This is a genomic window from Corynebacterium sp. ACRQP, assembly GCF_022345915.1.
In the GTDB taxonomy this organism is placed as follows: Bacteria; Actinomycetota; Actinomycetes; order Mycobacteriales; family Mycobacteriaceae; genus Corynebacterium; species Corynebacterium lehmanniae.
The window spans coordinates 14,029-40,235 of the sequence record NZ_JAKRMZ010000026.1 but is presented as its reverse complement, the minus strand read 5'-3'; the positions used below and the strand labels follow the sequence as shown (position 1 = coordinate 40,235).

The 26,207-nt window shown below is 56.8% G+C and carries 17 protein-coding genes, 1 tRNA gene and 1 pseudogene; 8 read left to right on the top strand and 11 right to left on the bottom strand.

Going from position 1 to position 26,207, the window contains the following annotated elements; genetic code table 11:
• Positions 1 to 315 precede the first annotated feature (315 nt).
• Both MHY23_RS10210 and MHY23_RS10205 read right to left on the bottom strand, forming a co-directional pair.
• The gene (locus MHY23_RS10210) at positions 316 to 846 is read right to left on the bottom strand and encodes a hypothetical protein (protein WP_239307460.1); all 531 of its coding nucleotides are present in this window, start codon (positions 844 to 846) and stop codon (positions 316 to 318) included.
• A gap of 120 nt (positions 847 to 966) precedes the next feature.
• On the bottom strand, positions 967 to 1,431 hold the full coding sequence (locus tag MHY23_RS10205) for a hypothetical protein (RefSeq protein ID WP_181888827.1): 465 nt from the start codon (positions 1,429 to 1,431) through the stop codon (positions 967 to 969).
• 442 nt (positions 1,432 to 1,873) lie between these two features.
• Here MHY23_RS10205 and MHY23_RS10200 point away from each other — a divergent pair, with 442 nt between their 5' ends.
• Positions 1,874 to 2,872, top strand: a complete 999-nt coding sequence (locus tag MHY23_RS10200; RefSeq protein WP_239307459.1) for an NADP-dependent oxidoreductase — start codon at positions 1,874 to 1,876, stop codon at positions 2,870 to 2,872.
• 9 nt (positions 2,873 to 2,881) lie between these two features.
• Positions 2,882 to 3,580: a type 1 glutamine amidotransferase domain-containing protein gene (locus MHY23_RS10195; RefSeq protein ID WP_239307462.1), complete on the top strand. Its 699-nt coding sequence runs from the start codon at positions 2,882 to 2,884 to the stop codon at positions 3,578 to 3,580.
• A gap of 3 nt (positions 3,581 to 3,583) precedes the next feature.
• On the opposite strand, the gene MHY23_RS10190 is transcribed toward MHY23_RS10195, so the two are convergent.
• From MHY23_RS10190 to MHY23_RS10175, 4 genes and pseudogenes are all read right to left on the bottom strand, one after another.
• A complete protein-coding gene (locus tag MHY23_RS10190; RefSeq protein ID WP_239307458.1) occupies positions 3,584 to 4,510 on the bottom strand; it encodes an ornithine cyclodeaminase family protein in 927 nt (308 codons plus the stop codon).
• Positions 4,511 to 4,577: 67 nt separating this feature from the next.
• Positions 4,578 to 9,917: a lamin tail domain-containing protein gene (locus tag MHY23_RS10185; protein WP_239307457.1), complete on the bottom strand. Its 5,340-nt coding sequence runs from the start codon at positions 9,915 to 9,917 to the stop codon at positions 4,578 to 4,580.
• A gap of 152 nt (positions 9,918 to 10,069) precedes the next feature.
• On the bottom strand, positions 10,070 to 11,017 hold the full coding sequence (locus MHY23_RS10180; RefSeq protein ID WP_239307456.1) for an NAD-dependent epimerase/dehydratase family protein: 948 nt from the start codon (positions 11,015 to 11,017) through the stop codon (positions 10,070 to 10,072).
• Between the two features lie 9 nt (positions 11,018 to 11,026).
• Positions 11,027 to 11,257 (bottom strand): annotated as a pseudogene (locus MHY23_RS10175) (UTP--glucose-1-phosphate uridylyltransferase); the annotation flags it as partial.
• A 253-nt stretch (positions 11,258 to 11,510) separates the two neighbouring features.
• Here MHY23_RS10175 and wecC point away from each other — a divergent pair.
• A complete protein-coding gene (gene wecC, locus MHY23_RS10170) occupies positions 11,511 to 12,785 on the top strand; it encodes a UDP-N-acetyl-D-mannosamine dehydrogenase (protein ID WP_239307455.1) in 1,275 nt (424 codons plus the stop codon).
• A 772-nt stretch (positions 12,786 to 13,557) separates the two neighbouring features.
• On the opposite strand, the gene MHY23_RS10165 is transcribed toward wecC, so the two are convergent.
• A complete protein-coding gene (locus MHY23_RS10165; protein ID WP_239307454.1) occupies positions 13,558 to 15,396 on the bottom strand; it encodes an SGNH/GDSL hydrolase family protein in 1,839 nt (612 codons plus the stop codon).
• 101 nt (positions 15,397 to 15,497) lie between these two features.
• Between MHY23_RS10165 and MHY23_RS10160 the strand changes: the two genes are divergently transcribed.
• From MHY23_RS10160 to MHY23_RS10140, 5 genes are all read left to right on the top strand, one after another.
• Positions 15,498 to 16,679 (top strand): glycosyltransferase family 4 protein, encoded by a 1,182-nt coding sequence (locus MHY23_RS10160; RefSeq protein ID WP_239307453.1) that lies wholly within the window; start codon positions 15,498 to 15,500, stop codon positions 16,677 to 16,679.
• Between the two features lie 388 nt (positions 16,680 to 17,067).
• Positions 17,068 to 18,828 carry a glycosyltransferase gene (locus MHY23_RS10155; protein WP_239307452.1) on the top strand — a complete coding sequence of 587 codons (1,761 nt, stop codon included), beginning with the start codon at positions 17,068 to 17,070 and terminating at the stop codon, positions 18,826 to 18,828.
• Positions 18,829 to 18,838: 10 nt separating this feature from the next.
• A complete protein-coding gene (locus MHY23_RS10150) occupies positions 18,839 to 20,251 on the top strand; it encodes a hypothetical protein (protein ID WP_239307451.1) in 1,413 nt (470 codons plus the stop codon).
• Positions 20,226 to 21,140 (top strand): ABC transporter permease, encoded by a 915-nt coding sequence (locus MHY23_RS10145; RefSeq protein ID WP_239307450.1) that lies wholly within the window; start codon positions 20,226 to 20,228, stop codon positions 21,138 to 21,140. The genes MHY23_RS10150 and MHY23_RS10145 overlap by 26 nt, the downstream gene beginning before the upstream one ends.
• A complete protein-coding gene (locus tag MHY23_RS10140; protein ID WP_370645848.1) occupies positions 21,124 to 21,945 on the top strand; it encodes an ABC transporter ATP-binding protein in 822 nt (273 codons plus the stop codon). The genes MHY23_RS10145 and MHY23_RS10140 overlap by 17 nt, the downstream gene beginning before the upstream one ends.
• A gap of 12 nt (positions 21,946 to 21,957) precedes the next feature.
• Here the strand turns inward: MHY23_RS10140 and MHY23_RS10135 are convergent, their stop codons facing one another.
• The 4 genes from MHY23_RS10135 to wecB all read right to left on the bottom strand — a co-directional run bounded on the left by MHY23_RS10135 (position 21,958) and on the right by wecB (position 26,174).
• On the bottom strand, positions 21,958 to 23,517 hold the full coding sequence (locus MHY23_RS10135; protein WP_239307449.1) for a glycosyltransferase family 4 protein: 1,560 nt from the start codon (positions 23,515 to 23,517) through the stop codon (positions 21,958 to 21,960).
• Positions 23,492 to 24,808, bottom strand: coding sequence for a glycosyltransferase family 4 protein (locus tag MHY23_RS10130; protein WP_239307448.1), 1,317 nt, complete (start codon positions 24,806 to 24,808; stop codon positions 23,492 to 23,494). Before MHY23_RS10130 ends, MHY23_RS10135 begins: the two co-directional genes overlap by 26 nt.
• Positions 24,809 to 24,877: 69 nt before the next feature.
• Positions 24,878 to 24,951 (bottom strand) — tRNA-Ile (locus MHY23_RS10125).
• 68 nt (positions 24,952 to 25,019) lie between these two features.
• Positions 25,020 to 26,174: a non-hydrolyzing UDP-N-acetylglucosamine 2-epimerase gene (gene wecB, locus MHY23_RS10120; protein WP_239307447.1), complete on the bottom strand. Its 1,155-nt coding sequence runs from the start codon at positions 26,172 to 26,174 to the stop codon at positions 25,020 to 25,022.
• Positions 26,175 to 26,207 lie beyond the last annotated feature (33 nt).

Sequence of the window (26,207 nt, the reverse complement as noted above, 5' to 3'; positions counted from 1 at the left end):
CGTTTCATTTCACCGCCGCAGTAGCAGCGAGGTTGGTTCTTTGACATTGCGACACCACACCACGCCGCGCATAGCACACCAACGCTGCCACACCGAGGATTGAACGCTCGAGACCCAGATATATGCCCCGGAAGCATATACTTTCCTGAAACCTACAGGTCAATCCCTAAAAATCCGCGATTCTGGACACACTTTTTGACCCTTAACCCTGTTTTCTTGCTGTGTCGCTATTTCTGTTTCCGGGGCTTCCGGGGTCTTTTGTAGTCAAAATGTAGCCACGGACAACGCGTGCCACCCCACACACCTGACAACACCTCACAGACCGGAGGCATGAAAATCTTTCGCCCCATCAAGCAGGGGATCCCCCTCCAGCGCCAGGTACCCGTCCACCTGTTTCACCAGGTTCATCGGCGGCAGCTCAAGGCCTAGATCAATTCCCATCACTTCAGACAGCCACTCGTTGACGGTGTAAAGGCTCCAGATCTTCTGTCGCGCGTGCCCGCCCCCAACGAAATCAGTCTCCGCGGGGAAGCCCAAATCAGGGTGCGTAACCCATTTGTTCACCGCCTGACGGGTCACACCCGTTAGTTTCGCTACATCGCTCGTATTCACCAAGTGGGGGACGACTTCCACAAACTCTAGTTCGCCATAAGCTCCCAGTTGATGAATGAGATCGGTTGCCTCATGAAAGGCCTTCTCAGGAAAGCATTCCAGGTGCAGTTCCGCGATCGTCCAACCATTTAGCCGGACGAAAGAAACCGCCGGGAAGGCGCTCTCGATCCGCTCGATGCGTTCTTCATCGTCATAGTCAATGCCCAATACTCGCAGGCCTAAGACAATAGCCATCCTCTACCCCTCCAACACGCCCGCAGTTGTCAATTGACAACTAGTTAATCAGCATAGGGAAGATTTGCCAAGCCTGCAGCAGCCCGCCAGCGGCTTCCGTCACCCCTCGGCTTCACTCCCCTATCCCTGTTGCAGCGTGTTTAGCCGCGCTCGAACTGACCTGTAGCGCTGCCAAGCAGCCTCCACGTCTCGACGTACCGGTTTGCTTTGACGCAACGGAGCAATTTTCTCGCGAGCACGGTTCAGATAGCCACGAGCACGATCCGCGATTCCTGAGACATCGCCCAAATCACCACCGTCGGCGCCCTCCCGTTCAATCACCGAGAGAATCCGCAGCGCCTCATTCTCCAACTTTGCTGCACGATCAAGCAGCGCTCTCCGCTCTTCAATCATCGCGGCGTTTAACAGTGCATTCGATGCCGCCTGTTTTTCTACCGCGCCAATCAGCATTTCCGCGCGGTCCAGAGCCTCGTTCGCCGCCGCGACCGCATCGGTGTGCTCGGCACCGTGCTCGCACAGCTGAATTATTCGGCGAGCCTCCTTCGCTTTGGCAGTGGGATTCCTCGGAGTTGAATCGAACCGCACCTCGCATTCCCCAGCTGGGCAACGGACTACAAAGCCCCCGTGGCTCTCCTTGGATCTTGCGGTCCAGCCTAAAGACCTCGCCCGCTGTGCCTGCTCATTGCAGTCCTTGTCCTCTAGCTCTGGCCATCTATCCCCGGCCCCATATGTTTTCCCGGCCACCGCACCCCCAGTGTCGCTTCCTCACGGATTCTAGCACCCGTTCAATCAGCCTCAAGCCCGATCGCTACTCCGCAACCACCCGCGCCACCGCCAGGTCCTCCCACGGCATCCCGACGGTCCTGAACACCACCCGCCGCGCCGAAATCCCCAGCACCTTCACCCCGCAATCAGCGCTAGAGCTGGTCGCGGGGTGTTTTCGTTGCCCCAGCCACGCGGGGGAACAGCGACCTCCCCGTTCGACGTTCTTACCGTTGTCCCGGAACAACGACAAAGGAGCACAGCGTTGACTGCAGCAAAGCAATGGGTCCTGGCCTCCCGTCCGGAAGCCGCACCGACAAGCGAGAACTTCCGGCTCGAGGAGGTGGAGCTGCCAGAGCTTTCCGACGGCCAGATCCTCGTCCAGAACACCTTCTCCAGCGTCGACCCCTACATGCGCGGGCGGATGAACGACGTGGAGTCCTACATCGAGCCGTTCCAGATCGATGAGCCACTCAACGGCACTGCGGTCGGCACGGTCACGGAGTCCCGCTCGGACAAGTTCAAGGCGGGCGACACGGTCAGGCACTTCGCCGGGTGGCGCACCCACGCCATCCTGCACGAAAACGAGGTGGAGCAGATTGACGCCTCCCTCGCCCCGGCAGAGGCGTACTTGGGCATTCTCGGGCTGACGGGTCTCACCGCCTACGTCGGGCTAACCGCCGTCGGCGAGATGAAAGAGGGCGACACGGTGTTCATCTCGGGCGCGGCAGGTGCTGTGGGATCGGCCGCAGGACAGATTGCGAAGCACCTCGGCGCGGCCAAGGTGATCGGGTCCGCGGGCTCCGCGGAGAAAATCGAATACCTCAAAAGCATCGGCTTCGACGAGGCGTTCAACTACAAGGACGGCGACGTCAACGGTCAGCTGGTGAAGGCGGCGCCGGAGGGCATCGACGTCTACTTCGACAACGTCGGCGGTGACCACTTCGAGGCCGCGATCCAGAACGCGAACACGTTCGGCCGCATCGCCATGTGCGGGGCCATTGCGCAATACAACGACACGGAACCGGCGCCGGGGCCGCGGAATCTGGGCCTTTCCATCGGCAAGTGCCTCACGCTGCGTGGGTTCGTGGTGGGCCAGTACTCCCACCTGGCCAAGGAGTTCCAGGAGAAGATCGCCCCGCTCGTCGTCGATGGCTCAATCACGTTCGAGACCACGGTGCGCGAGGGCATCGACAACATGCCGGCCGCATTCCTCGAGCTGTTCGAGGGCGGCAACACCGGCAAAATGATCGTCAAGTTTTAGGAGGACACCATCAACAAGGTTCTTATGGTCGTTACGGCAGCAGACCACTGGACACTTAACGACGGCACACCCCACCCCACCGGCTTCTGGGCCGAAAAGCTGGTAACCCCGTACTCGGTCTTTACCGACGCTGGCTGGGACGTCGATGTGGCGACACCCGGCGGCAAGGCGCCAGTCGTCGATAAGGCGAGCCTCGACGAGAGCGCGGGCGACGCCGACACTCTGGCCGCGGTGAAGGCGAAGCTCGACCAGTTTGCGCCCGTTCTGGCGGAGCCGCTCAACCTCGCCGACGTCAAGGCCGCGGACTACGACCTTGTCTTCTACCCCGGCGGGCACGGCCCGATGGAAGACCTCGCGGTTGACGAGACTTCCGGGCGCATCCTTACCGAGCGCATGGCGGACAACGCGCCTGTGGCTTTGCTTTGCCACGCGCCGGCCGCGGTCCTCGCGACGGAGAACGCCCCGGGCGGCTCCCCGTTTGCCGGCCGGAAGATGACCGGGTTCTCCAACGACGAGGAGCGCGCCGCGGGTCTCGCCGACAAGGCGCCGTGGTTGCTTGAGAGCCGGCTCGTCGCCCTCGGCGCCGAGTACGACAAGGCGCCAGAGCCGTGGGCGTCCCACGTCATCGTCGACGGCAACCTCTACACCGGGCAGAACCCGTCCTCGTCCAAGGAGCTCGCGGAGCGCCTGGTGAAAGACCTCGCTTAGGGCTCACCTAAACGCCGCTGGGACCTGGCCCGCGATAACCCGCGCCACCGCCAGGTCCTCCCACGGCATCCCGACGGTCTTGAACACCACCCGCCGCGCCGGATCCAGCGCCACCTCCCCGCGCACAACCTCAGCCATCGTCGCCACATCCTCCCACGCGAGCGCACCCTTCTCCACCGCGATCGCCACATCGCCGGCCTCCCTCCGCGCAGCCTCAACATCCTCCACAATCACCTGCGCGCCCCGCAGCACATCCTCATGCAACTCCCGCGTGTCCACGGTGTGCGCCCCCACAGCAAGCAGGGTCGCATCAGCTCGCAACTGCCTATCGACGACCACAGGTTCCCCCGCAGAAGTCGCCACCACAACCAACCCGGCACGCCCCAACACCGAATCGGCCTCTACACTCCCCGACTCAACCCACGGATGCGGCAGATCCGCCGGCTTACTTCTCGACACAAACGTCACCGACACCTCCCGCACCCCCTCAAGCACGTCCACCACCGTGCGCGCATGCGCCCGCCCCTGCACACCCGCGCCGACGATGACGCACTCCAACGGCTCACTCGATGCCCGCAACCGGTCCAGCACCCCCGCCACCGCAACGGCCGGCGTGCGGATCTCCGTCAGCGCCGCGGCATCCATCACGACCTCCGGCGTCAGGGTCTCCCCGCCCATGAGCAGGTACGACCCCTGGACCAGCGGCACATCAACGGTCGAGCCCGCCGGCTGAATCCCCAGCACCTTCACCCCGACCGCCCCATCGAGCGCCGACGGCAACAGGTGCATCTCCCCGTGCGGCAACGCCACCTTCTGACGGTGCGGGTCGGTGGCGGGATCGAAGCCGTCGAGAAGCACCTCCCGCAACGCATCAACCGCCACCCGTGGCGCGACCGCGGACATGACTTCGCTGTAACCCAAGTTGCGCATGCGGCCGAGCATATAAAAAAAGGGACGCGGCGCAACGCAGCCGCATCCCCTCACCTGGGAGCCAGGTTTACGGGAGCATGTCGAGGAACTGCTCGACGTACTCCTGCAGGTCAATGCCCATGTAGTTGAGCAGCGCGGCAATCAGGCCGACCGCCCCCAGCGCGCCGAGCAGGGAAAGCAGAATGCCCAGCGGGGTGATGGTCACGCTGGATCCGACGGTCACGGAGCTGCCTTCGTTCGGGAACTGCTCGTCGGTGACACGGTCGCCAGGCTTCTCGACGGTCGTTTCCACCGTCGTCGGCACCTCCACCGTCGTCGGAACGGTAACGGTCGTCGGGGTGACCACGGTGGTGGGCACGGACTTGGTCACCGTCGTGTTCGGCGCGGTGGAAACCTCGTCCACGGTGGAGGTCACCGTCGTCGGCGTGACCACGGTCGTAGAAGTGGTCACCGTTTCGCGGTGAGTGACGGCCGGTTCGGTGACACGGTCGCCAGACTTCTCGACGGTCGTTGCCACCGTGGTCGGCACCGTAACGGTCGTCGGAGTGACCACCGTGGTGGGCACGGACTTAGTCACCGTCGTGTTCGGCGCAGTGGAGACTTCCGTCGCGGTCGACGTCAGCGTCGTGGGCGTGACCACGGTCGCGGAAGTGGTCACCGTTTCGCGGTGCGTGACGGCCGACTCGGTGACTTTCTCGGTTTCAGTGACCGGTTCGGTGACCTTCTCGGTCTCCGTCGCCGTCGCGGTCTCGGTAGCAGTCTCCGTGTGGGTCACCGGGTCTGCGGACACGGTTGTCGTAGACGTTGCGGTGGCGGTCTCAGTGACGGTCGCGGTGGGCTGCTCGGCCGGGGTCTCCGGGGCGGAGGTCTCAGGTGCCAGCGTCTCCGGGGTCGAGGTCTCCGGGGCCTCCTCGTCCTCCGCCGGCGCAGTGAAGACGCGGAAGTCGGAGTAGCGCGGGTCGGCGGCGGAGGCACCGCCGGCGGCGGAGGCGTCGCGCTGCGCGCGGGCGTACCAGAGGTACTCCGCGCCTGGCTCCTGGTTGTCCCAGGTGAATTCGGCGGCGGTGCCGTCGGAAAGCTGGGCGGTGCCGATCTCCACCGGTGCGCCGAAGGCGGCGATGCCGGAAGTGGTCACCTGCTTGTCGTACTGCAGGTCGGCGTCGTAGACGAACTCGTCGGATTCCGGGGTGTAGCCCAGATCGCGCGGGTCGTTCTTCCACGGTTCGAAAGACTGCAGGCGCGGTGAATATGCGTTGGCCGCGACCTTCCCGGAATCCAGGTCGAACTGGTACAGGCGCGTGTACAGGGCGTCGCGGGCGCCGTCCTCCTCGTAGGACTGGTAGTCGGCGACGGTCTCGATGACGCGGGTGCCGTCCTCACGTTCGGTGATGCGCTGGCGCACACCGTGCAGGTGGCCGGAGAAGACGAGCACGACGTTGGAGTGGGGTTCAACCAGGCGGTCGAACAGCAGGTCGCCCTGGGCGGTCCAGCGTCCGTTGTCCGGGTTGGAGCGGGCGTCTTCCTCGGGACGCAGATACTCGTGGGTGGAGAAGATCACGTTGTGGTCCGGGTGGTCCGCGATGACCTTGTCTGCCCAGTCGATCTCCTCTTCAGAGGAGTCGAAGCCCATTTGTAGGAAGAGGAACTTCGCGCCGTCGCGCTCCATGGTGAAGAAGTTCGACGCGTTGCCGTCCGGTCCGTGGCCACCCCACCAGGGGTTGGACTCGTAGCGCGAGGCCGGGAAGTACTCGTTGAACATCTCGTTGGATGCGCCCCACACGTTGTCGTGATTGCCCGGCAGGATGCCGTAGGGCATGCCGGCATCCTCGAAGATCTTCATGATCTCGGAGGCGCGCTCAAACTCCAGCACAGCGCGGTCCGGTTCCTGATTACCGCGCAGCCAGTTCTGGATCACGTCGCCGGTGTGCACGGAGGCGATGATGTCGCGCGCGTCCTTGTTCGCGGCCAACCACGCGATCATCTGGGTATACGACGTCGGGTTCTGCTCGGTGAGGTACTGCGAATCCGTCACGTGCGCGATGGCGAGGTCGTATTCGCCCGGAGTCTTGAACATTTTGTTCGTCTCACCGTTGGAGTCGCTGAACGGATCCGCCACGCGCTTGCCGTCCTGCACCAGCACGTCCACGGTGCCGTCGCGGTAGAAATCGGCAACAGCACCAGTACCTATAAGAGTGACGTCGGCGCCTTCTTCACCTGCCGCGGTATCCACACGCTGCCACTGACCAACGGTGTGGTTGAAGAAGTACATCTGCAGCTCGTGGCGGTCGCGGGAATGCCCGCGCCACGCAATCGACACCACGTTGTCCTTGGGGCGTTCCACCGCCAGCTCGAAGCGCTGGTACGGAAACGCGCGGCCGGTGTCCTGCGCTTGGCCCATCTTGCGCACGTCCGCGACGCGGGTCTCACCCTCGCCGACGCGCGTATCCAGCGCCGCCTGCGGGGAGGCGCCGATGAAGCCGGCGGACTTCGACCAGTCGATCGCCGCCGTCTTCGCGCCGAACGCGGTCACGTCGGCGTCGGAGGTGCCGGTGGCGGTCAGGGGCGTGCCGTCGGAAAGCGAAGGCACCCCGGTGCGGGTTGCGCGCTCGACCTCGACCGGGTCGAGGGAGCCGTCGACGGGTTTGGTCACGTCGCGGTACTCCGGGCCGTCCGCGGAGCCCGGGGTGGCCGGGGCGGTGACAAAATCCGCCCAGTTGTTGCCTGTGGACTGCACGCGGTGCCAGGCGTAGTCGTGCTTCTGCGCCTCCTCGATGGAGGTGAACCGCATGCGGCGGTCCAGCGGCACACCTGCCGACGAGCACGGCCCCTCCGGCGCATTAGTCACCTTGCCCACGTCGTCGTAGTAGACGCCGACGGCGTCCAGGAGCGTGCCGGTGGCGTCGGTAAGCGTGGCGCCGTAGCCTTCCTGCTCGAAGGAGGCGTCGGTGGCGAGCGCGTCCTTCACTCCCGCCTCCGGCCTAGCCACGGTGAGCACGCCGCCCGGCGCGAGCGAGAACCCGTCCGGCACCACCGCGGCCGGGTCCATCATGCGGCGCCCGTCGGCGGCGCAGTAGTCCACGCGCAGCCCGGACAGGTCCGCGGCCGCGGTGCCGTTGTTGATGATCTCGATGTACTGCGCCTTCTGCCCGCCCTTGTCGTCGGGGCGGCCGGCGGCGATCTCGTTGATCACCACATCGCCCATCTTCGGCTTCTGCACCTCAATCGCCGAAACCTCCGGGTCGTACTTGCCCGGGGTGCGGATCGCGCGGACGTAGTCCTTGGCGTTGTCGCCGGTAAACGCGACGCGCTGGTAGGACTCGCCGGTGGCGAAGTCGAGCGTGTCGCTCAGCGGCTCGCCCACGGTGCACGGGGAATCGACGCGGTCGAACACGCCGACGGAGTCCACCACGTTGCGGTCCTTGTCCACCACCATCAGGCCGAAGCCGTCGACGGCGTTGAAGGAGGTGCCGTACGTCGCATCCGGGTCCTCCACGGTGGAGTCCGCCCCGGTGCGCGCGGCGGTGAAGACTTCGCCCGGCGCCATCTCGCCGTCAGGCAGGCTCAGCTGCAGCATGTCCTCGTACACGCGGCCGGTGCCGGTGCAGCGGTAGACCTGCCACCCGGTGACGTCGACAGATGTGTCACCCGTGTTGGTCAGCTCGAAGAAGTTGTCGCCGGTACCGCCCGGGCCGCCGTTGGTGACCTCGGTGATCTTCACCGGCGAATCCACGCGCTGGTGCTGCGGGGCCTCTGCGTTGCGACGACCAGGGGTCCTCTCCGCCACCACAAAATCCTTGCGGTCATCGCCCGTGATGTCCACGCGCTGCCAGGACTCGCCGTGCAGGCCGTTGAGCACGCCGGGAAGCGGCTGGCCCGTGGCGCAGAAGCTCTCGACGTCCTCGCGGACGGAGCCGACGCGGTCCACGATCTTGCCGTCCTGGTCGAAGACCAGCAGCCCGTACTGGGTAGCAAAGGAAATGCCGAAGGTGGTGTCCTGTGCTGCGCGGATGTCCGCGCCCGCCTGGCCGGAGCGGCCCGCGGTGAAACGCTGGCCCGGCTCGAGCACCACACCATCCAGCTGCTCGGCGGAGACCTGCGGCACGGACGCGCGCACGCCGGTGCCGATGCAGCGGTACACGCTCCAGCCGGTCATGTCCTGTGGCGCGTCGCCGTAGTTCTGCAGCTCGAAGAAGATGTCGCCGTTGCCTCCGGGGCCAGTATTGGTCATCTCGGAGACCAGCACGTTCGCCCCGCCGGTGGTGTGCGGCTCCTCGTGGGTGTATTCGGGCGTCTTCTCTTCGGCGGGCTTGCCCACCTCGATCGTGCCCGGGGTGCGCTTCGCCGCCACGAAGTCGGACGCGTTGTCGCCGGTGTTGGAGGTGCGCTGGTAGGACACGCCGTCTGCGGCATCCAGGCTGGTGTACGGCAGCGGCGTGCCGTCCGCAGCGGCGGAGTCCTGGTTGTCCGCCCAGGCGACGCGGTCCCAGACGGCACCGGAGGCGTCGTACAGCACCACGCCCGCGGCCCCCTCGGTGAAGTCGCGGCCGCTTTCATCGCGCGGCACTACGACGGCCTCTCCGGGCCCAAGCTTCTCGACGGGCATCCGCCCCGCCCACGCATACCCCGCAAAACGACGCCCGAACTGGTTGACCACGTCTACCTGCAGATCCGTGACGTCGACCTCCGTATCGCCGAAGTTGGCGATCTCAATCAGGCCCTCCCCGTCCGCGCCAGTGTGCGCGACCTCGGAGATGAGCACGTCGCCGCGCTTCGGCGCCGCCGACGGCTCGGTGGCATTGTCCTTGCCCGGTGTTCGCGGCGCGCGGATGAAGTCCGCTGCGTTGTCGTTGGTGTCCTGGGTGCGCTGGAAGCTCTCGCCGGCGGCGGAATCTGTGGTGTTGGCCAGCACGGTGCCCTCGCCGCACGCCTGGTTGGCGGTGCCCGGGAATTGGACCGCGACGGCGTCGACGTTCTCACCCGAGCTATCGCGCAGCAGCGCGCCGTAGGATTCGTTGGCCAGCGAGGTTTTGTACCGCTGCTTCACGTCCGCGTCCGCGATTGTGGATTGATCGCTCTCCCTGGCGAACACCCAACGCTCCCCCGCACCGATCGTGCCCTGCAGCGTGTTCTGCGGCGCCGACGCCACCGAGCCGGTGCCGGTGCAGCGGAACAGTTCCCAGCCCGAGACGTCCACAGGTTCGTCGCCCCAGTTGGCAACCTCGATGAAGTTGTCGTGGTAGCCGCCCGGACCACCATTTGCGATCTCGCTGATGACCACCTGGCCGCCTGGCTGCGCAGCCGCGTCCGCGGCCTTCGCCGGCGCCACCGCTGCCACCATCGGCAGCGCAATGACGACGCTGGACACAAGGGCGGTGCACCCGCGCACCGCCCGTTTCCGAATTCCCATTTTTAGTTCCTTAGCAATACGTTGCGCCCCTTTCTGGGTCGCATGCAGTGGAAGTTATAGGTGAAATGAGAACTTGCGATTATCTTAAGGTGAAATGTGACTAAACTTAAATCTCTTATGCAGGTGACCGTGTACGGAAGCGCGCCCAGCACCTATTTGCGGCCCGGCTCGTTACGAAAGTACTCCACCGTGCGCGCCACGCCCTCGTCCAGCGACACCTGCGGCGTCCACCCAAGCACTCGCTCCGCCTTTTCATAGCTCAGCGAGGAACGAGCGACATCACCCAAACGTGCCGGCTCATCATTTGGCTCATCCGGGGCGCCGACAGCCTTCGCCACCGCGGTGTGGAGCGCCCGGTCAGTCGTTTCCACACCCGTGCCGATGTTGAAGCGTTCACCGTCACCGGCATCCGCGGAAGCGAGGTAAAACGCGCGCGCTACATCCCCTACGTACACGTAGTCGCGAGTGTTCGTACCTCCACCGAACACACAGGTCGGATTACCGTCCAACAGGTTGCGAGAGAAAATCGCCACAACGCCGGCCTCTCCGAACGGGTTCTGCCGCAGCCCGTAGACATTCGCGGGTGTGATTAAGCTCGTCTCCAAACCGTAGAGCTGGCGGTACACATTCAAGTACAGCTCGCCAGCGACCTTCGACGCCGCGTATGGCGACTTCGGATCGACGTGCAACTGCTCCGTAGCCGGCAGCTGCTCCGGCTCACCGTAAATGGACCCACCGGAAGACGTGTGCACTACTCGACGCACACCGGCCCGCCGCGCCGCCTCTGCAAGACGGATGGTCGCGGTGATGTTCATCTCCGCATCAAGGAGCGGATCCTCAACCGACCGACGCACGTCAATCTGCGCTGCCAGGTGGAAAACCACCTCGGGTTCCACTCGGCGGAAGACTGCTTCGAAATCGGCGTCGCGAATATCTTGCTCGAGGAGCTCAACCGCACCAGATTCAAGGTGGCTAGCGATGTTCTCGGTTCGCCCCGAGCCCAGATTGTCGATCACCGTGACGTGGTGGCCGCCCCCCACCAGCAGGTCGACGAGGTGAGAACCGATTAACCCGGCACCGCCGGTGACAACCGCCTTCATACGGACTCCTTAAAGGTTTTCTTTAACCTCGGGGTGTTCTTCCTCGAAGTCGGCGATGATCTTCTTCACCGCGGTATACAGCGCCGGGCCATACTTTTCATCCCGCAGACCGAAATCCACATTCGCCGGGATATACCCGCCCGGGTTACCTAGGTCGTGGCGCTTGCCTTCATGCACCGGATGGCCCTCAGAAATCATCAACTCAATCGCATCCGTGAGCTGCAGCCCACCGCACTTACCTCAACGAGGGGTACGCGGTCAACGACACCATCGGGCCGAGCCGCATCGTCCTCGGCGTGCGTGACGGAACTAGGGCCGAAGCCATCGCCAGTGAGGTCTACGCCACCCCACTAGAAAACCGACTGATGAAACGCAGGCTGGCGACTATGCAATCTGGGGCTCTAGGGGCACGAACGCATACCCAGAAACATTGTCAGCTAATATCGCAGACAAGATTCCTGCTATACCGGAGCTTAGATAAGGATCAACTGAAATGTCGCAACACGTAGCATTCGTCGGACTTGGCTACATCGGCCTTCCAACGGCTGTTGTAATGGCCAACAGTGGCCTCACCGTTACAGGGGTTGACGTCATGCAAGAAAGAGTCGACGCTGTTAACCGCGGGGAGGTTCCTATCGTAGAGCCTGGACTCGAGAAAGCCCTCCACTCAGCTTTAGAAAGTGGCCGATTCAAGGCCACAACTACAATGCCAGCCGCTGACGCCTACATCGTCGCAGTTCCTACACCTTTTACAGACGACCATGATGTGGATATGGAGTTCATCTTCTCGGCGGTCGAAGCAATCGCTCCTAAGTTGAACGGCGACGAACTCATTGTGCTTGAGTCCACTTCTCCCCCACGCACCACGGAGAAGATGGCACACCGCTTACTCGAACTGCGCCCAGATTTGGGATTAGGTTCTGATAACTCCGACGAGTCACGACCAGTAGTTCACTTCGCCCATTGCCCAGAGCGCATCCTACCGGGAAAAGCCATGGAGGAACTTCGGACGAACGATAGAATTATCGGCGGAATGTCACAGGAAGCAACTCGCCGCGCAGTTGAAATTTACTCATCCTTCTGCGATGGCGAGTTACTACAAACAAACGATCGCACAGCTGAAATGGCAAAGCTCACTGAGAATTCGTTTCGCGATGTCAACATCGCTTTTGCTAACGAGCTTTCGTTGATTTGTGATGATCTAGGAATCAATGTCTGGGAGCTTATTGAGCTTGCAAATCACCACCCACGCGTGAACATTCTTCAACCTGGGCCAGGGGTTGGTGGACACTGCATCGCCGTCGACCCATGGTTCATTGTTTCTACTGCTCCGCAGAATTCCAACCTTATTCGGACAGCCCGAGAGGTTAATGACGGCAAACCCGCGTGGGTTCTGCGCAAAATCGACAATGCTGTAGAGCGACTCCAAAACGAACCTAAGATCGCATTATTTGGTCTTGCATTCAAACCTGACATCGACGACCTTCGTGAGTCTCCGGCACTCAACATTGCAATCGAAGTCGCAAACAAGTACCCGGACCTCAAAATCGACCTTGTTGAACCAAACATCAGCCACCTCCCAGCACCCTTGGACCGTCCGAACGTCAACCTAGTAGACATTGAATTCGCACTCGAGACCTCTAACGTCTTGGTGCTTCTAGTCGACCACTCCGAATTCCGCCAACACACACCCCTGCGGTTAAACCAGGAAGAACAAAAGGAAGTCATCGACACCCGTGGCGTTTGGTTGGATGGGGTTATTAACTAGCGTTTCATAACCGCGCTTCCGAAAATGCTCACTTCTAAGCGGTTAGCATTTAAAGGGTCTGATTGCGATGCTCCTTCGTGTCAGACCCTTAATTCGTGTTCGGATGTGTCCGGTGTTGCGCCACGCGCGGTCCCCATCTGCTGCTAGGTTGGTACTCTCACTGCGCCGAAGACTTCACCTTGGAATCCTTATTTCAAGTGCCAGGAGTCGTAATCGATGCCCGGATTGTCGCAACGTCCAACTGGGTTTAAGGGTTCCATTCACTACTCTCCCAACGAAGCATTTGTGAAATCGCTATGGTGTGGGAGACGACTGGTCGGCCCTACTGACACTACCTGCGGCAGAATAGGCCTTTCGAGCTGCAATCCCAAGAACAGTGACTTCGCTAAAATTGGTACCTGGCTTGCCCGACGCTAGATTGCGGACGAGCTCATCGTCAGCGATGTGCTGGTTGTTTCGGCGTTGAAAACATTATGGCTGTGGTGGCGGATTTTGGTTCGAAGGCCGACTTCACGCTTTGAACTTACAGGAAACCCATCCTTGGCGACGCAGGTCCAGCGGAACCCGCTAGTAGCTGTAGCGTTGCTCGCCGTGCTCGAAGTTCAGGTTGGCTTGCTCGCGCGCGGGCCTTTCCGGCTAGACGGTTAGTTTCTGCTGGCAGGAGAGGGTTTTTCACGGTACGCCGAGGCAAGGAGTTAGCCCGGCCGGTGTCGCGAGTCAAGGAAGACGGTCTCCCCGCTTTCAGGCGTTACTAAGTGCCCGACAAGCGTGGTTATAAGGTTTTTAGGATACGGGCGATAGGCTTTGCAACATTCATCCCAAAAACTTTCTGTCCAGCGGTATTAAAGTGTACGTGATCGTAAAAGAATCTCTCGTTATCCGATCTAGGAAAGTCTTCAATCTCGGCAACCGTTGCGACTCGGGCTTTCTCAGCCGCAGATAAGGCAGCCTCCCTTACCCGACCATATCGACCCAGCTGCTCAATATAAGCTTCCGGGGATTTAAATTTGCTCCGAAGATAAGAGCTTTCCTCCCACGAACCATGCCGAATCGGAGGGGTAACCACAGCAACTGGCACGCCGTATGCACGAAGTGTTTCAAAAAGCAGGCACCACAGCAAGTCCCTATCTCCCCCGATCTTAGGTGCTTCAAATGGGATTGAGGGAGACGCAGGCTCGAGCGGAGCAACGAATTTATGATCCGACCAATATGTTGCAGAGTCTCTTTCCAGCTTGGCATCAGCACCCGGCGCAATAATGATGACCAAAGCGGTCTGGTCCGCCAATGGAGGCAGCGTATTCAAAACGCTTGTCACTATATGCAACAGGGTCGCCCCAGATTTACCACCGTTTAATACCCTAAACTCTCCAGGAAATTGCGCATCCAGCTCATCCTCAAGAAAATCGGTCCACCGGGCACCAGTAGTCTCGTAGAGGGATTCTGCCACGCTATCGCCTAGGACAATTACCGAACGCCGCGTCGAGGGTTCCCTTCTACCGCTAAGAATAAAACCGTGCTCATCGGTAGCTACCGAAACCACACCAGGCTGGAGCGATCCATCACAAGCACGCGTGTACTTCTCGGGAATTGTGACCTGCCGTTCAACTAACGCGGGCCAACGTTTCAGACGAATTTGGCGACGTACAGGCTTAACACTGGAGCTCTCAGCGGAGATTCTGGGGCTTGCCGACCTCTGGAGCAACGAGCGAGCACTGTCATCAATTTCGTAAGGTGGATCAGCAATTCCCCTCTCTTGGTGGGGAGATGAGAAGCCGGCTAGTTGAATTGCCTGAGACGCACTAATGTCGGTGCGCTTGAGTTGGTTTAGCATGTCAATCAATTTGTGCTTCGGAATCGGCACGTGTCCGTCGCCGTCAAATTCGGTCCGTTCGAAAATCGCTAAGTCCCGGCTACGAGCGTCAACGAAGCGGCGATGATTGGATTCAAAGTATGCACTATCGCCACTGTTGTGATACATGGCTGCGTAAAACGGCGATCGTTGTTCTACCGTTTCCCAAAGATTACGTGCGTATTGATTACGCACCCGCTTGTACGGTGTGCGCCCTTGGGGCGCGTGGGCAAGGTTAATATACTTAACCAAATCGGGATTCGGCTCGTCAATGAAACCCAATCTTGGGTTGACAGTTAGGGCTATCGACTCTGCAAAGTGCTGTGCATAGTCAATCGATGCATATCCACCTCCGGAATTACCAAAAAAGACTAGCCGCTCCCCGTTAAAGTATTCGACGCTTCGCTTAATAACTGGTAGCAAATGTCGCTTAAGCGGTCCAGTACCTCTATCGCCTAGATACCAGCCAAGGCGTAATTCAGTATTCCGAATTACGCTCGGGTCTGATACAGCAATTAAGTTCATGCCAGTCGCTTCGGAAACCCCATTCCCAACAAACGTAGGGTAACTACTTCTCTCCGATATGCGGTGCTGAAAGGTAATCAGGGTTGCCGCAGCTCCCCGATTAACGAGAAGCACATCAAGCTGTCCACCGCCAATTTGAATGCTATGTAGACCATCTCGATCCAAAGCATTCAAAAATTCGCCGACTCCTGCGTACTGAATACCCGGGGACCATCTGGAAATGTCTCGTCTTCGCATACCTGCAGACTACTATCCCCTCAGGAACGCGTTCAGTCACCTTCGACTCGTTTCAAGCCTTTATCCTCTAAGCTTGAATCGTCGAATGTAAGGAGTAAAGGATGCCTCAGGCGCCGACAACCACTGCCAAAGTCAAAGTACTAGTCGTTTGCAACGCGTACCCGAGTGAAAAAGCTCTCTACCGGAACGGCTTCATTCACCGCCGGACAAAAGCCTACGTAGCGGCGGGCATAGAAGTGGAAATTTTCTATCACCACGAACCAATCTCGAAAGCCTATTCCTACGAGTACGACGGCGTTTTCGTAACCGTCGGGAACTCCAGCGCATTAGAAGAAAAAGCTAGCCGCTCGGAATACGATGCGTTTTTAGTACATTTCGCAGAGGAGAAACGAGTAGAGCCTCTCCTGAAACAAACGGACCATCGTCCGGTCATCATTTGGATCCACGGGTTTGAGGCAGAAGCTTGGCATCGCAGATGGTTTAACTTTATTGAGTCGGCGCAACAAATCAGGGAAGCCATCGCTAAAAGGGACACCTACTACGAACCGCAGCTAGCCTACTTTCATGATTTGGTGGAGAGAAACGACCCCAGAGTTAGCTTCGTTAACGTATCGAAGTGGTTTGAACAACACGTAGTACAGCCGGATTTGGGCGTCAGGTTTAAAGACTCCAGAGTTATCCACAACCTAGTTGACACCGAGATCTTTCCCTACGTTGAGAAAACAGCAAATCAGAGGAAAAACATTCTTTCGATCCGCCCCTACGCGTCGCGCAAGTATGCCAACGACCAGACAGTGAAAGCAATTCTTCACTTGTCAGAGCGCCCTTTCTTCAGTGATCTCAGTTTTACAATCGCCGGGCAAGGGAAGATGTTCGAAGACACAACCGCGCCGATCGCTAAGTTCAGTAACGTCAAGCTAATGAACCGGTTCTTCAACCAGGAAGAAATCTCAGCCCTCCACCGACAGCATGGTGTATTCCTGAGCCCTACTCGATTCGACTCGCAGGGGGTTTCGATGTGCGAAGCGGCATCTTCCGGGCTCGTCAATTTATCAACAAGCGTGGCTGCCGTTCCAGAATTCTTCACAGACCATGTCGACTCTCTTCTAGCCGCACCTGAGTCGCCCGAAGATCTGGCCGACAATATCGAAGAACTTTATTTCAACCCCGATCTTTTCAGTCGCTTGTCCAAGGCTGGGTCTGAACGGATGACGCGACAATGCGGGGTAGGCGCAACCGTCAATATGGAAATTGATTTGATTAAGGAAAAGGTTAAGGGCTAATGAACAACCCTAACAAAACCCCAGATTGGGAACACCTGTACAGGGAACTAGAGGCCTCCCTCTTGCCGATCTTTCAATCATTCGCTGACGTCCTAGATGAACACGAAAGCTCACAATGTGAACACTCAGCGCCCGTTATCCGCACGGTGGGCAAATATGACTTGGAAGGAAGGTCACTACTCGTATGCGTAGCCGACGGAGAAAACTTGGAATACCGTTTCACTTTTGTCGCGCGAGGTGAAACGGTCTTGCAAACCAAGTTTCAACGAAGCAACTCCTTCCCTCTTGATCACCGTATTTTCAAACCGAACTGCTCCGCCGTTGTTGAAGTACGAAGTAATAGCAAAAATTCACGAGGTAAGACCGTTGCAAGAAAGGTTGATTTCTAATGCGCCACGAACCCCCTCAGGTATCACGTAACCTGCGAATCGTCGTCGCTGGTTACATTAATTTAAATGTAATTGACGGGTCCGCGTTCTTCATCTCCGGGCTATCGGCAATGCTTGCAGAGAATCCCTTCATCGATGTCTATGTAGTTACCGCAAATCCGATCGAAAGGTCTGAGGTTTTAGACGAATTAACTTGCTACCCAAATCTAAAAATTATTGATCCTTTTAGACCCAACGAGCTCTGCTATCTGCCCGAAAAATCCGGAACCCGCGCCCTTACAAGAGCCGAGTATGCGCAAGCCATCTATACCGTTTATCAGAACACCAGTGCAGACGCCCTAATTTTGAGGGATACCTTAACAGCTTGTGAATACATAAATCAGGCGGGAGCAGACGAACACAACCTCGTAACGTACGTCACTGGGCTAACTGCACTCGATTCTGAGCCAGACGATGAAATTCTGAATGCACTTCGGAACCTCGAAAGATGCGGTTCTCGTTTCCTTTGCCAGACACCTCACATCCAAGAGCAGCTAAACAGGCTATTACAAGGCAAGGCTGAGTCAGCGATCCTGCCGCCTCATGTGCCCGACCCAGTAATTGCAGCCGATGAGATTCCATCTCATACACACAGGGCTCAGCGCTTCGTATACACCGGAAAATTTTTTGCTGCATGGAATGTGGTCGAAATTTTTTCCGCCTTTAAGGCGGTAAATCGTCAAGGCTACAATCTGCACCTTGATGTTGCCGGCGACCAATTCAGGCCTGATCCAAACGACGATTACTTCGTAAGCAACGTGAAGTACCTCCTGTCTAGTACGCCAGGTCTTACTTGGCATGGACGCGTCCCCCGTTCCGAGAGCAGAAGTCTCATAGCTTCATCGGATGTCGGCATCGGTTGGAGGGCTGCCACTTTGAACAGCAGCAGCGAATTTTCCACCAAGATTCTTGAGTATGGCGCTATGGGCAAGCCCGCGATCTTGAACCCTACCCCTGTTAACGTTTCAATACTCGGTGCCGACTACCCACTTTATGCTGAGAGTCGGGACGATTTCGAGTCTTTACTGAGAAGTCTGGATACTGAACCAGAATTGTTACAGGAGGCTGCATCACGGTGTTTTTCCGTAGCCGAAGCCCACTCTTATTCTCGCGTAAGACCAGAGTTGGTTGAGTTCTTGGTTGAAAACCTACCAATCCATAAGGCCCTTACTCAATCACCCTTTTTGAGCACGTCGTTAGCGCTCACCGATATTGACGCGATCCCGAGACGAACCAGCGACAGTCACGCGATGGTCCTAGGAGAGACTGTTTACGTCTTGCGTACGCCGACTGGCAACGCAAACGAGGAGGTTGATTTGCGCGCTATTAAGGAAAAACTCCTAATCCATAAATCCGTGACAGAACAGCTGCGGAATAAGAAACCAATTTATTCATCTTTGATTGAAAAATCCCAGTCATCACACAAAGTTCCAACATCTGTTCCCCCGAGAGATACAACAAACGATGCGCCTATCTCCACAGTAGAGTTGCAAAAACGATTTGACTCCGAGACAGCCCAGCTCAGATCGAAGCTTGAGTCAACAGAAGCGCGACTTGAGGCTCTGCGCTCTTCAAAACTCGGATCAATTCAAGTCCGTATATGGGAAAGGCATTCCATTACTTCGCTTCCGAAAGATGGAAAAGATACAGCTTTAAACCGGGTGGTTTCAAAGGCAATTTCTACGCTTGATCCACTTTTTAGACGCGTTTCCGGACGATAAGGTATTAAACGTGAACATCATTACTTTTCCGGAGTTCGACAATATTGAAGAACTCTTAGGTAAGTTCAACACACTGTTCGAGACTGAGCGGAGCGATATTCCGACTCTAGATGTCGACCACGTCCCAATGGTATTCCGCGACACTATAACTGAAATCGCATCTGCGGCCGGGATCCCCTGCAATACAACCCGTCGGAGATCACTCCGCTTCGACGCTGGCGATACGTTGATCCTCTCTGAGACTATTTTCGCAGACACGGAGTCCGACCCGTCCGTGATCGGACGTCTTGAACAAGCACACTTTAGAAGTCTCGCATCCCTGGCAGCGCTTCAGCCTGTAGCAAACACCATTCATATTCACGTTGTGTACTGCTCTATTGACAAATTCGAGCAGTATGTTTCAATCGCGAGGCGAGTAAACACCCTGAATAGCCTCCAAGATACTACCTCGTTCTTTCTCATTCCCTACGCGCATCCTGAGGACGGCTACCCGTCTCCACCAAACGGGCATATTGATGCGAAGGTTTTGCCGAATAAGTCAATTGCGAAGAACTTTGCCAGGTTGCACTCACGGTTTATTCGCTCATTGAATGACTTCACCAAAGGTACACCCGACCTGTATGTGAGAGTGGGGCTTGACGATGATGATCTGTGGGCTAAGTGGGGCTTAAGAATCATTTCTCGCGTCGCGCAAAGCGCCGTAAAGCTTCCCGGGCGCTCGCTGAAGGCAATCGGCCTACCAAATAGTTTTATCTATTACCCGACAAATGGGGGTCAGCTACACGAGGCCGAGATGGATGTTGCGCTGACTGGCACGAAGTTCCTAGTATCTCGCGATTTTCACGAAATAGAAAAGCTTTCCCCTTACGAACTTCCCGAGTATTTTACCACCAATGTGCGGCGCGCATTTCGTACGCGCGGTCTTGACCTCTTCCTCGAACGTAATACTGCAGCCTTTTTCGTCTATATGCGTTCGGGGGCCAACCTCAGTTCCATGGGAAAGCAACAGCACTACATCGGCGAGCCTAAACAGACCGCTTGCGTTGGCAACGCCGAAACTGTTTTAGATGAAATCAACCGCAACCACGAACCAGCGTCAATGGATAGTCAGCTTGATTTCTCGATCGACCCGCCGAGTCTTCGAGCTTCAGCCCGACTGGATCTCGAAACCAACCGGCTCACTATCCAGGGAAACTTTGAGGAGTATTTAGTTTCCCGGGGCCTGGACTACCCCGGCGCTTATTCACTCGTTATTAACTACGGAATTAGCGGTAAGCGATCAGAGTTGACAATCCCATTATCCGAGGAATTAATCGTCGACGCTACAGGTTGGACGGAACGTGTAATCGTAAGAATTGAGGATCCATCAAACAAGCCTTTAGGTTCCTCTTGGCTACGTGGATCCGAGCCTTTTCTCTCCTAGCGTAGGCCTCGGGCTCGCGAAAATTTATGAAAGTTGGTTACCCATTATCCTCATCGACGATTCGGAACTTCGTTCTATATCTAGACGACCGACACTTCGTAAGTACCTGGCCGACATTTGGGCTACTCGGCACTTCATCTTCGAAGATGCGATAGCCCGCAATTCCGTTAAGAATGAAAACTTCTACCTGGGACGTATTTGGAACGTGCTGGAACCGCTGATGAATGCGGCGATGTACGGAATAATCTTCGGATTGCTGCTTAACACATCACGAGGCATCGAGAACTTTATCGGCTACATAGTACTCGGAATCATGTTCTTCGGCTTTTTGGCCGACGGGCTGACTCAAGGTACATCTGTCATCAGATCATCTAGAAACCTCGTCAGTGCATTCCAGTTTCCATTCGGTTCATTAGTTGTTGCTCAAGGTATTAGGAACTTTTTCGCAAATATCACCCCTGCAATCGTAGGTGTGATCTTTGCCTTGTCGTTCCAACTGGAGCACGGGTTGAGCTGGACGATTATTCTCGTTATCCCTCTGTATTTCCTGATCCACATCTTCTCTACCGGCCTGATGTTCTTCGTAGCCAGGGCAACAGCATTTATTCCGGATCTACGTGCACTCATCTCCCTCGTCCGCCGGGCTTGGTTTTATAGCTCCGGCGTCTTTTTCTCTTTCGAGCGTTTCACCTCCAACCCTACGATCCTGCAGCTTGTCAAATTCAATCCTGCTTACCAGTTTTTGGAAGCCATGAGAGGATCTGTTCTATACTTCGAATCCCCTTCCTTGAAAGTTTGGGGATACCTTGTGGTCACCACATTCCTAACGTTCTTTCTTGGTTTGATCTATTTTTGGCGAGCGGAACATCACTATGCAGATGCTAAATAGACCCGCGGTGGTCACTAGAAATCTCAGGAAGACTTTCTATGTACCTCGCTCACAAAACCCTCTCGACCTGATATTCCGGTCTCGACAGCGCCCGGTAGAAGCTGTGAAGGGTGTAAGCTTCGCTGTCGAAAAGGGTGAGTCAATCGGAATTCTAGGGAAGAACGGCTCAGGAAAGTCGACGCTTCTTAGGCTCATCGCTGGAATGGAAACGCCTACGGAAGGAGAGGTTTTTGTTAGTGCGAAGCCCTCTCTACTCGGCGTGTCTGCAGCTCTACAACCGAAGTTAACAGGATACCAAAATATTAGGTTGGGTTTGTTGGCTACAGGCAATCCACCTAAGCAAGTTGATGAGCTTCTGCCGTCGATTGCAGATCTCACTGGTCTCGAGGAGGCTCTTAGCCGCCCGATGCACACCTACTCGTCTGGGATGCAAGCTAGACTAGTATTTGCTATAGCAACTTCTCGTGAACCGGAGATCTTGATGATTGACGAGGCGTTGGGTACCGGTGACGCCACGTTCAACGAAATTGCTAGTAAGCGTATGGAGGCAATGCTAGAAAGTTCCGGCACTATATTCGTTGTATCGCATAGTGCGAAAACGATAAGGAGAAACTGTAAGCGTTGTATCTGGCTGCACGACGGTGTGGTTATCAGCGATGGTTTAATCTCTGACATTTCCCCGGAATACGCCAAGTGGGGCGAGGCGGTTACCCTAGGTAAGATTGATCGGGCAAACGAGATTATTGATTACAACTTGAGAAATTCGACTACGCCCAAGATTATTTTGCGCAGTGAGACGGTATAGGGCCTCGGTGCTTTATTCCGAAGATGGGACCGTAGCTAAAACCTTCGTATAGATTTCGTCGTATTTTCGTACGATGGTTTTCCACTCATGTTGACTGGCCCAGTTCCTACGTCGCGCTGGATCATCTTTTCGCTCAACAGTTTCGATTATCGCTGCAGCAAGGGCGATTTCATTGCCGGCTGGAAAGTACGTCTCAATGTTGCCGCTAATCTCTCGGACCGCGGGAAGATCACTTGCTACGACCGGAATACCGTAGGCTTGTGCTTGCAAAGCCTTGATAGGTGTAACCCGGCGAGTGACAGTCTCGTCTTGCCGTGGAAGAATGAAAACATCCAGCGCTGCATACCATTTCCAAACCTCGTCGCGCGGAACTTGCCCCACGAAGCACACGCGATCTGCCACATCAAACTCGCGGGCCATACGCTCGAGTTCTCCGCGTTGTTCCCCTTCTCCTACGATTAGGATATTCAGGGCGGAAGGAAGGTGTTTGGCAGCCGCAATCAAGGTGTCAATGCCCTCGTAGGAAACTAGAGACGAGATTATGCCGATTATCGTACGGTCCGATGCTAGCCCCAGAGACCGTCGCAACTCCGACTTGTCGAAAGATCTGCCTCGTTTGATATCGTCGGTTGAGACTCCGTTGGGGACGACGAAAATCTTTTTGCGCTCTATTCCCCTTTCGACGAGTATCTCCCGATAAACATCGCTCAGCACCACTACTGCACTCGCAGAGCGTGCTGCTACTATTTCGTGCTGTCTAGCGAACCTATAGAACTCCGATTCGCGAGCTGACGCATGTAATTCCTTTGGTATTTTGGAAAGCCACGTTGATTCAGGTTCACCTCGCACTTCGTAAATCCAAGGTACCCCAAGTTGGTTTGCAATCGCTGAAGTCACGGTCGCATTCAGGTAGTTAGTTGTTGTGTGTAGAAGGTTCACTTCCATGTTTTTACATATCGCGACTACGCGGTCGCGATACCTAGCGTCCCGCTTCGACCCGCCTGCAAAAACGCGGTAATAAGTAACCCCCTCCACTTGCTCTACCTCCCCCGTGCTAAACCGGCCTACATTCAGCGGGTAATTCAATCGGGTAACCGCTCGCGCGTTGATTCCGATCTGGTTTTGCCCCTTAAGGATGTTGTGTGTGCGCAGGGTATAACCAGACTGTGTATGCGGCAAACTATTCGTTACCAGGTGGAGCACGGAGGGTCGGACGGCGGCCGGAACTGGCGCCGGCGATTCTTGAATATGTGCGGTAGAGGGGTCGATTTTTCGTAGTGCACCGATTGTGGCTCTCCGGTCGAGGCTAGAGTAAAGATTCGGCTCTGCAAGAATCTGTTTCGCTGCCGAAACAAAGTGGCCCGATCGTAATAACTCGGCAGTACTATTTGATGGTTGTGCAAGCAGCTGCTTTTCTAGCGCAAAGATCAAAGGCCTAAACGAGCTGGGTGAACAACGACGTAACCGTTCGAGAACTTTCAGACTAGTCGTATCGGGATTGATCCTGAAAACTCGTAGGACTTCCACGGTCAGGATCGCAAACTGTTTACATAGTCCTTTCAACGCGGGCATTCTCAACCAATCTTTCTAAGTATGCCGGAAACAATCTAAGCTCTTCTTTCTCAGTGCTAATAACCCACCGCCGGGCTCTATCCCCCACAACCAGTTCGTCTGGATTCTCGAGTAGATACGCCCAAAGTTCCGCGAGACCATGGTAATCGCCAGGAGGAACGACGTGTCCCGCACCAAGCGTTCGAATCAAGTCAGCCGTCTCTCCCGCAACCACGCCTGTGATGTGGATTTTTTGTCTCATCAATTCAAATGTTTTTGAAGGAACTGCTTGATGTAACGCGGGCCAGTTTCGCAAATGCACGAGAGCGGTGTCTGCCCAGTCGAAATCTTCCTGCAGTGCTTGACGCGCAACCGTTTCTCCAAAATCAACCGAAATTCCTAAACGGTCGGCTAAATCACGGGCTTGCTGGAGTCCCGCCCCAGTGCCCCGAACCCGTAGTGCAATCGAATACCCACGTTCAGCTGCCAAACTCACCGCCTCAAGAACGGTTGTAAGATCCTGCGCTCGGCCTATCTTACCAGCGTAAAGAACTTTCAGGGACCGCTTCGCCGACTGTGAGGCAGGGTAGTAGGTTTTAGGACGAAGCGGCGTGGGGTAAACATTCCTCAAAATGAAGAGATCGGACTTCTCCAGCATCCCACCGTCCAATAAACTCTCCCCGAGGGTTTCAGCTGTTACAATAATCCCGTCCGCTTCACGATAGATTCGATGCATCAGGATTTTTACGAGCCCAGTAGAGACCTTAATACCTCGGCGAAAGATCGTGCTCCTAAGTGCAGTAGGTTTTCCGCGGACTTCATCCCACCGAGACACTTCTTCAAGAAGTTGCGGCCATGCATCTCGAAGGTCCACAACGTATGGGGTGTCCGTAATACGAGAAGCAAGCCAGGTGGCAATCGCAGTTGGAAGTGCCGGCACCGTACCCACGATTAGGTGCGGCCTCATGCCCCGAGAAGCATTTCGCCATATCACCAGGACCATAACCAGCGAGTTAAAAGCAACCATTCCTTGGTTAAACGCTCGCTTAACCAACGAATCAGAGTGTTTCGACGCTGGTACTCGATAAATCGATTCGCCTTGCGGGCCAATCTCGGCAGCTACCGTTCGATGAGATAAAAACTCTCGCAAGATGCTGCGTAGTCCATTCCATCCGCGCTCTTTACCTGCGACGGGGGTTACTACAGTGACTTGGTGGCCATTCTTAACTAAAGCCTCAGTGATCCAACTCCATCTTCGGTGAGGTACGCCGTCATGAGGCCACCAATACTGCGTTATCAGCTGAACTCTCATTTGGAACCTCGGTTACTTGGATAGGCATAACATTTACTACCCCAGCGTATTAACCTGCACTTAACTTAGTGGGGCCAGCGGGGCTCGAACCCGCGACCAGCGGATTATGAGTCCGCGGCTCTAACCGACTGAGCTATAGCCCCTTTACCAAACTGTGCGCATCTAACTATAACTCGCAGTTTTTCGATACAGAAATACGATTCGCGACCAGTTAGTAGTGGGGTTCAAACTCAGCATTTCGAGCGCCCACACCAGTTAATTCAGCAATCGCCGCAATCGCGCGAGGCGCCGCTTTGCCGTCACCATAAGGGTTGACAGCATTCGCCATTGCCTCATATGCGGCCGATTGGTCAAGCAAATTCCTGGCTTCTGCCACGATACGCTGGCGATCCGTCCCGACAAGTTTAACTGTTCCAGCAACCACAGCTTCAGGACGCTCGGTGTTCTCACGCATCACGAGGACAGGCTTGCCAAGCGACGGAGCCTCCTCCTGCACTCCGCCAGAATCGGTGAGCACCAGGTAGGCACGGCTCATCAGCGCCGTGAACTGGTCATACGGCAACGGATCCGTGATGATGACGTTTGGGAGATCTTCGACCTCGGGGAGAACCGCATCCCGCACCTTCGGGTTGAGGTGCAGCGGCAGCGCAAAAATGTGGTCCGGGTAGGACTTTGCCAGGTCCTGGACAGCGCCACCGATTTCCTTCATCGCGTCAAGGTTCTCGCGGCGGTGGGTGGTGACAAGGACGAGCTTCTCATCGGAGTTTCGAAGCTCCTCCAGTCGCGGATCCTCAAATGCAACTTCCCATTCCGACGCCGCGAGCAGGGCATCAATGACGGTGTTACCCGTAACGACGATGTCCTTGGAACGGAAGTTCTCTCGGCGAAGATTTTCGCGCGACTCGTTTGTAGGAGCCAAGTGGAGGGAAGCAATCTGGCCGATGATCTTGCGGTTCGCTTCCTCAGGAAATGGCGAGAAGATGTTTCCTGTACGCAGACCAGCCTCGAGGTGCACAACCTTTACGCCTTTGTGGAAACCAGCCAAAGCCGCCACCATCGCCGTCGACGTATCGCCCTGAGAAATGATGACGTCAGGCTTCTCTTTCTCGATAATCGGATCAAGCCCCTGAATCGCACGCGCTACCAACTCGTTAAGGGTCTGCCCCGGCTTCATCAGCGCCATATCGTGATCCGGGGTGATACCGAAACGCTTGTTCACCTGCTCAAGCATCTCTTTGTGCTGACCAGTAGAGACCACTACCGATTCAAAACGATCGTCGTTCTGGAGCGCGCTGACTACTGGCGCAACCTTAATCGCCTCCGGACGGGTGCCGTAGACAGTCATAATTTTCGGCTTTACCGACATGGTTTCCTTAAGGGTTGTTCGACACAGGGATAC

What these genes read in the sequence shown, in the direction of transcription:
- wecB (WP_239307447.1), bottom strand. Translation starts at nt 26,174, where the DNA reads ATGTCGGTAAAGCCGAAAATTATGACTGTCTACGGCACCCGTCCGGAG.
- MHY23_RS10185 (WP_239307457.1), bottom strand. Translation starts at nt 9,917, where the DNA reads ATGGGAATTCGGAAACGGGCGGTGCGCGGGTGCACCGCCCTTGTGTCC.
- MHY23_RS10155 (WP_239307452.1), top strand. Translation starts at nt 17,068, where the DNA reads ATGCGCCACGAACCCCCTCAGGTATCACGTAACCTGCGAATCGTCGTC.
- MHY23_RS10140 (WP_370645848.1), top strand. Translation starts at nt 21,124, where the DNA reads ATGCAGATGCTAAATAGACCCGCGGTGGTCACTAGAAATCTCAGGAAG.
- MHY23_RS10160 (WP_239307453.1), top strand. Translation starts at nt 15,498, where the DNA reads ATGCCTCAGGCGCCGACAACCACTGCCAAAGTCAAAGTACTAGTCGTT.
- MHY23_RS10210 (WP_239307460.1), bottom strand. Translation starts at nt 846, where the DNA reads ATGGCTATTGTCTTAGGCCTGCGAGTATTGGGCATTGACTATGACGAT.
- MHY23_RS10180 (WP_239307456.1), bottom strand. Translation starts at nt 11,017, where the DNA reads ATGAAGGCGGTTGTCACCGGCGGTGCCGGGTTAATCGGTTCTCACCTC.
- MHY23_RS10190 (WP_239307458.1), bottom strand. Translation starts at nt 4,510, where the DNA reads ATGCGCAACTTGGGTTACAGCGAAGTCATGTCCGCGGTCGCGCCACGG.
- MHY23_RS10130 (WP_239307448.1), bottom strand. Translation starts at nt 24,808, where the DNA reads ATGAGAGTTCAGCTGATAACGCAGTATTGGTGGCCTCATGACGGCGTA.
- MHY23_RS10165 (WP_239307454.1), bottom strand. Translation starts at nt 15,396, where the DNA reads ATGCGAAGACGAGACATTTCCAGATGGTCCCCGGGTATTCAGTACGCA.
- wecC (WP_239307455.1), top strand. Translation starts at nt 11,511, where the DNA reads ATGTCGCAACACGTAGCATTCGTCGGACTTGGCTACATCGGCCTTCCA.
- MHY23_RS10135 (WP_239307449.1), bottom strand. Translation starts at nt 23,517, where the DNA reads ATGCCCGCGTTGAAAGGACTATGTAAACAGTTTGCGATCCTGACCGTG.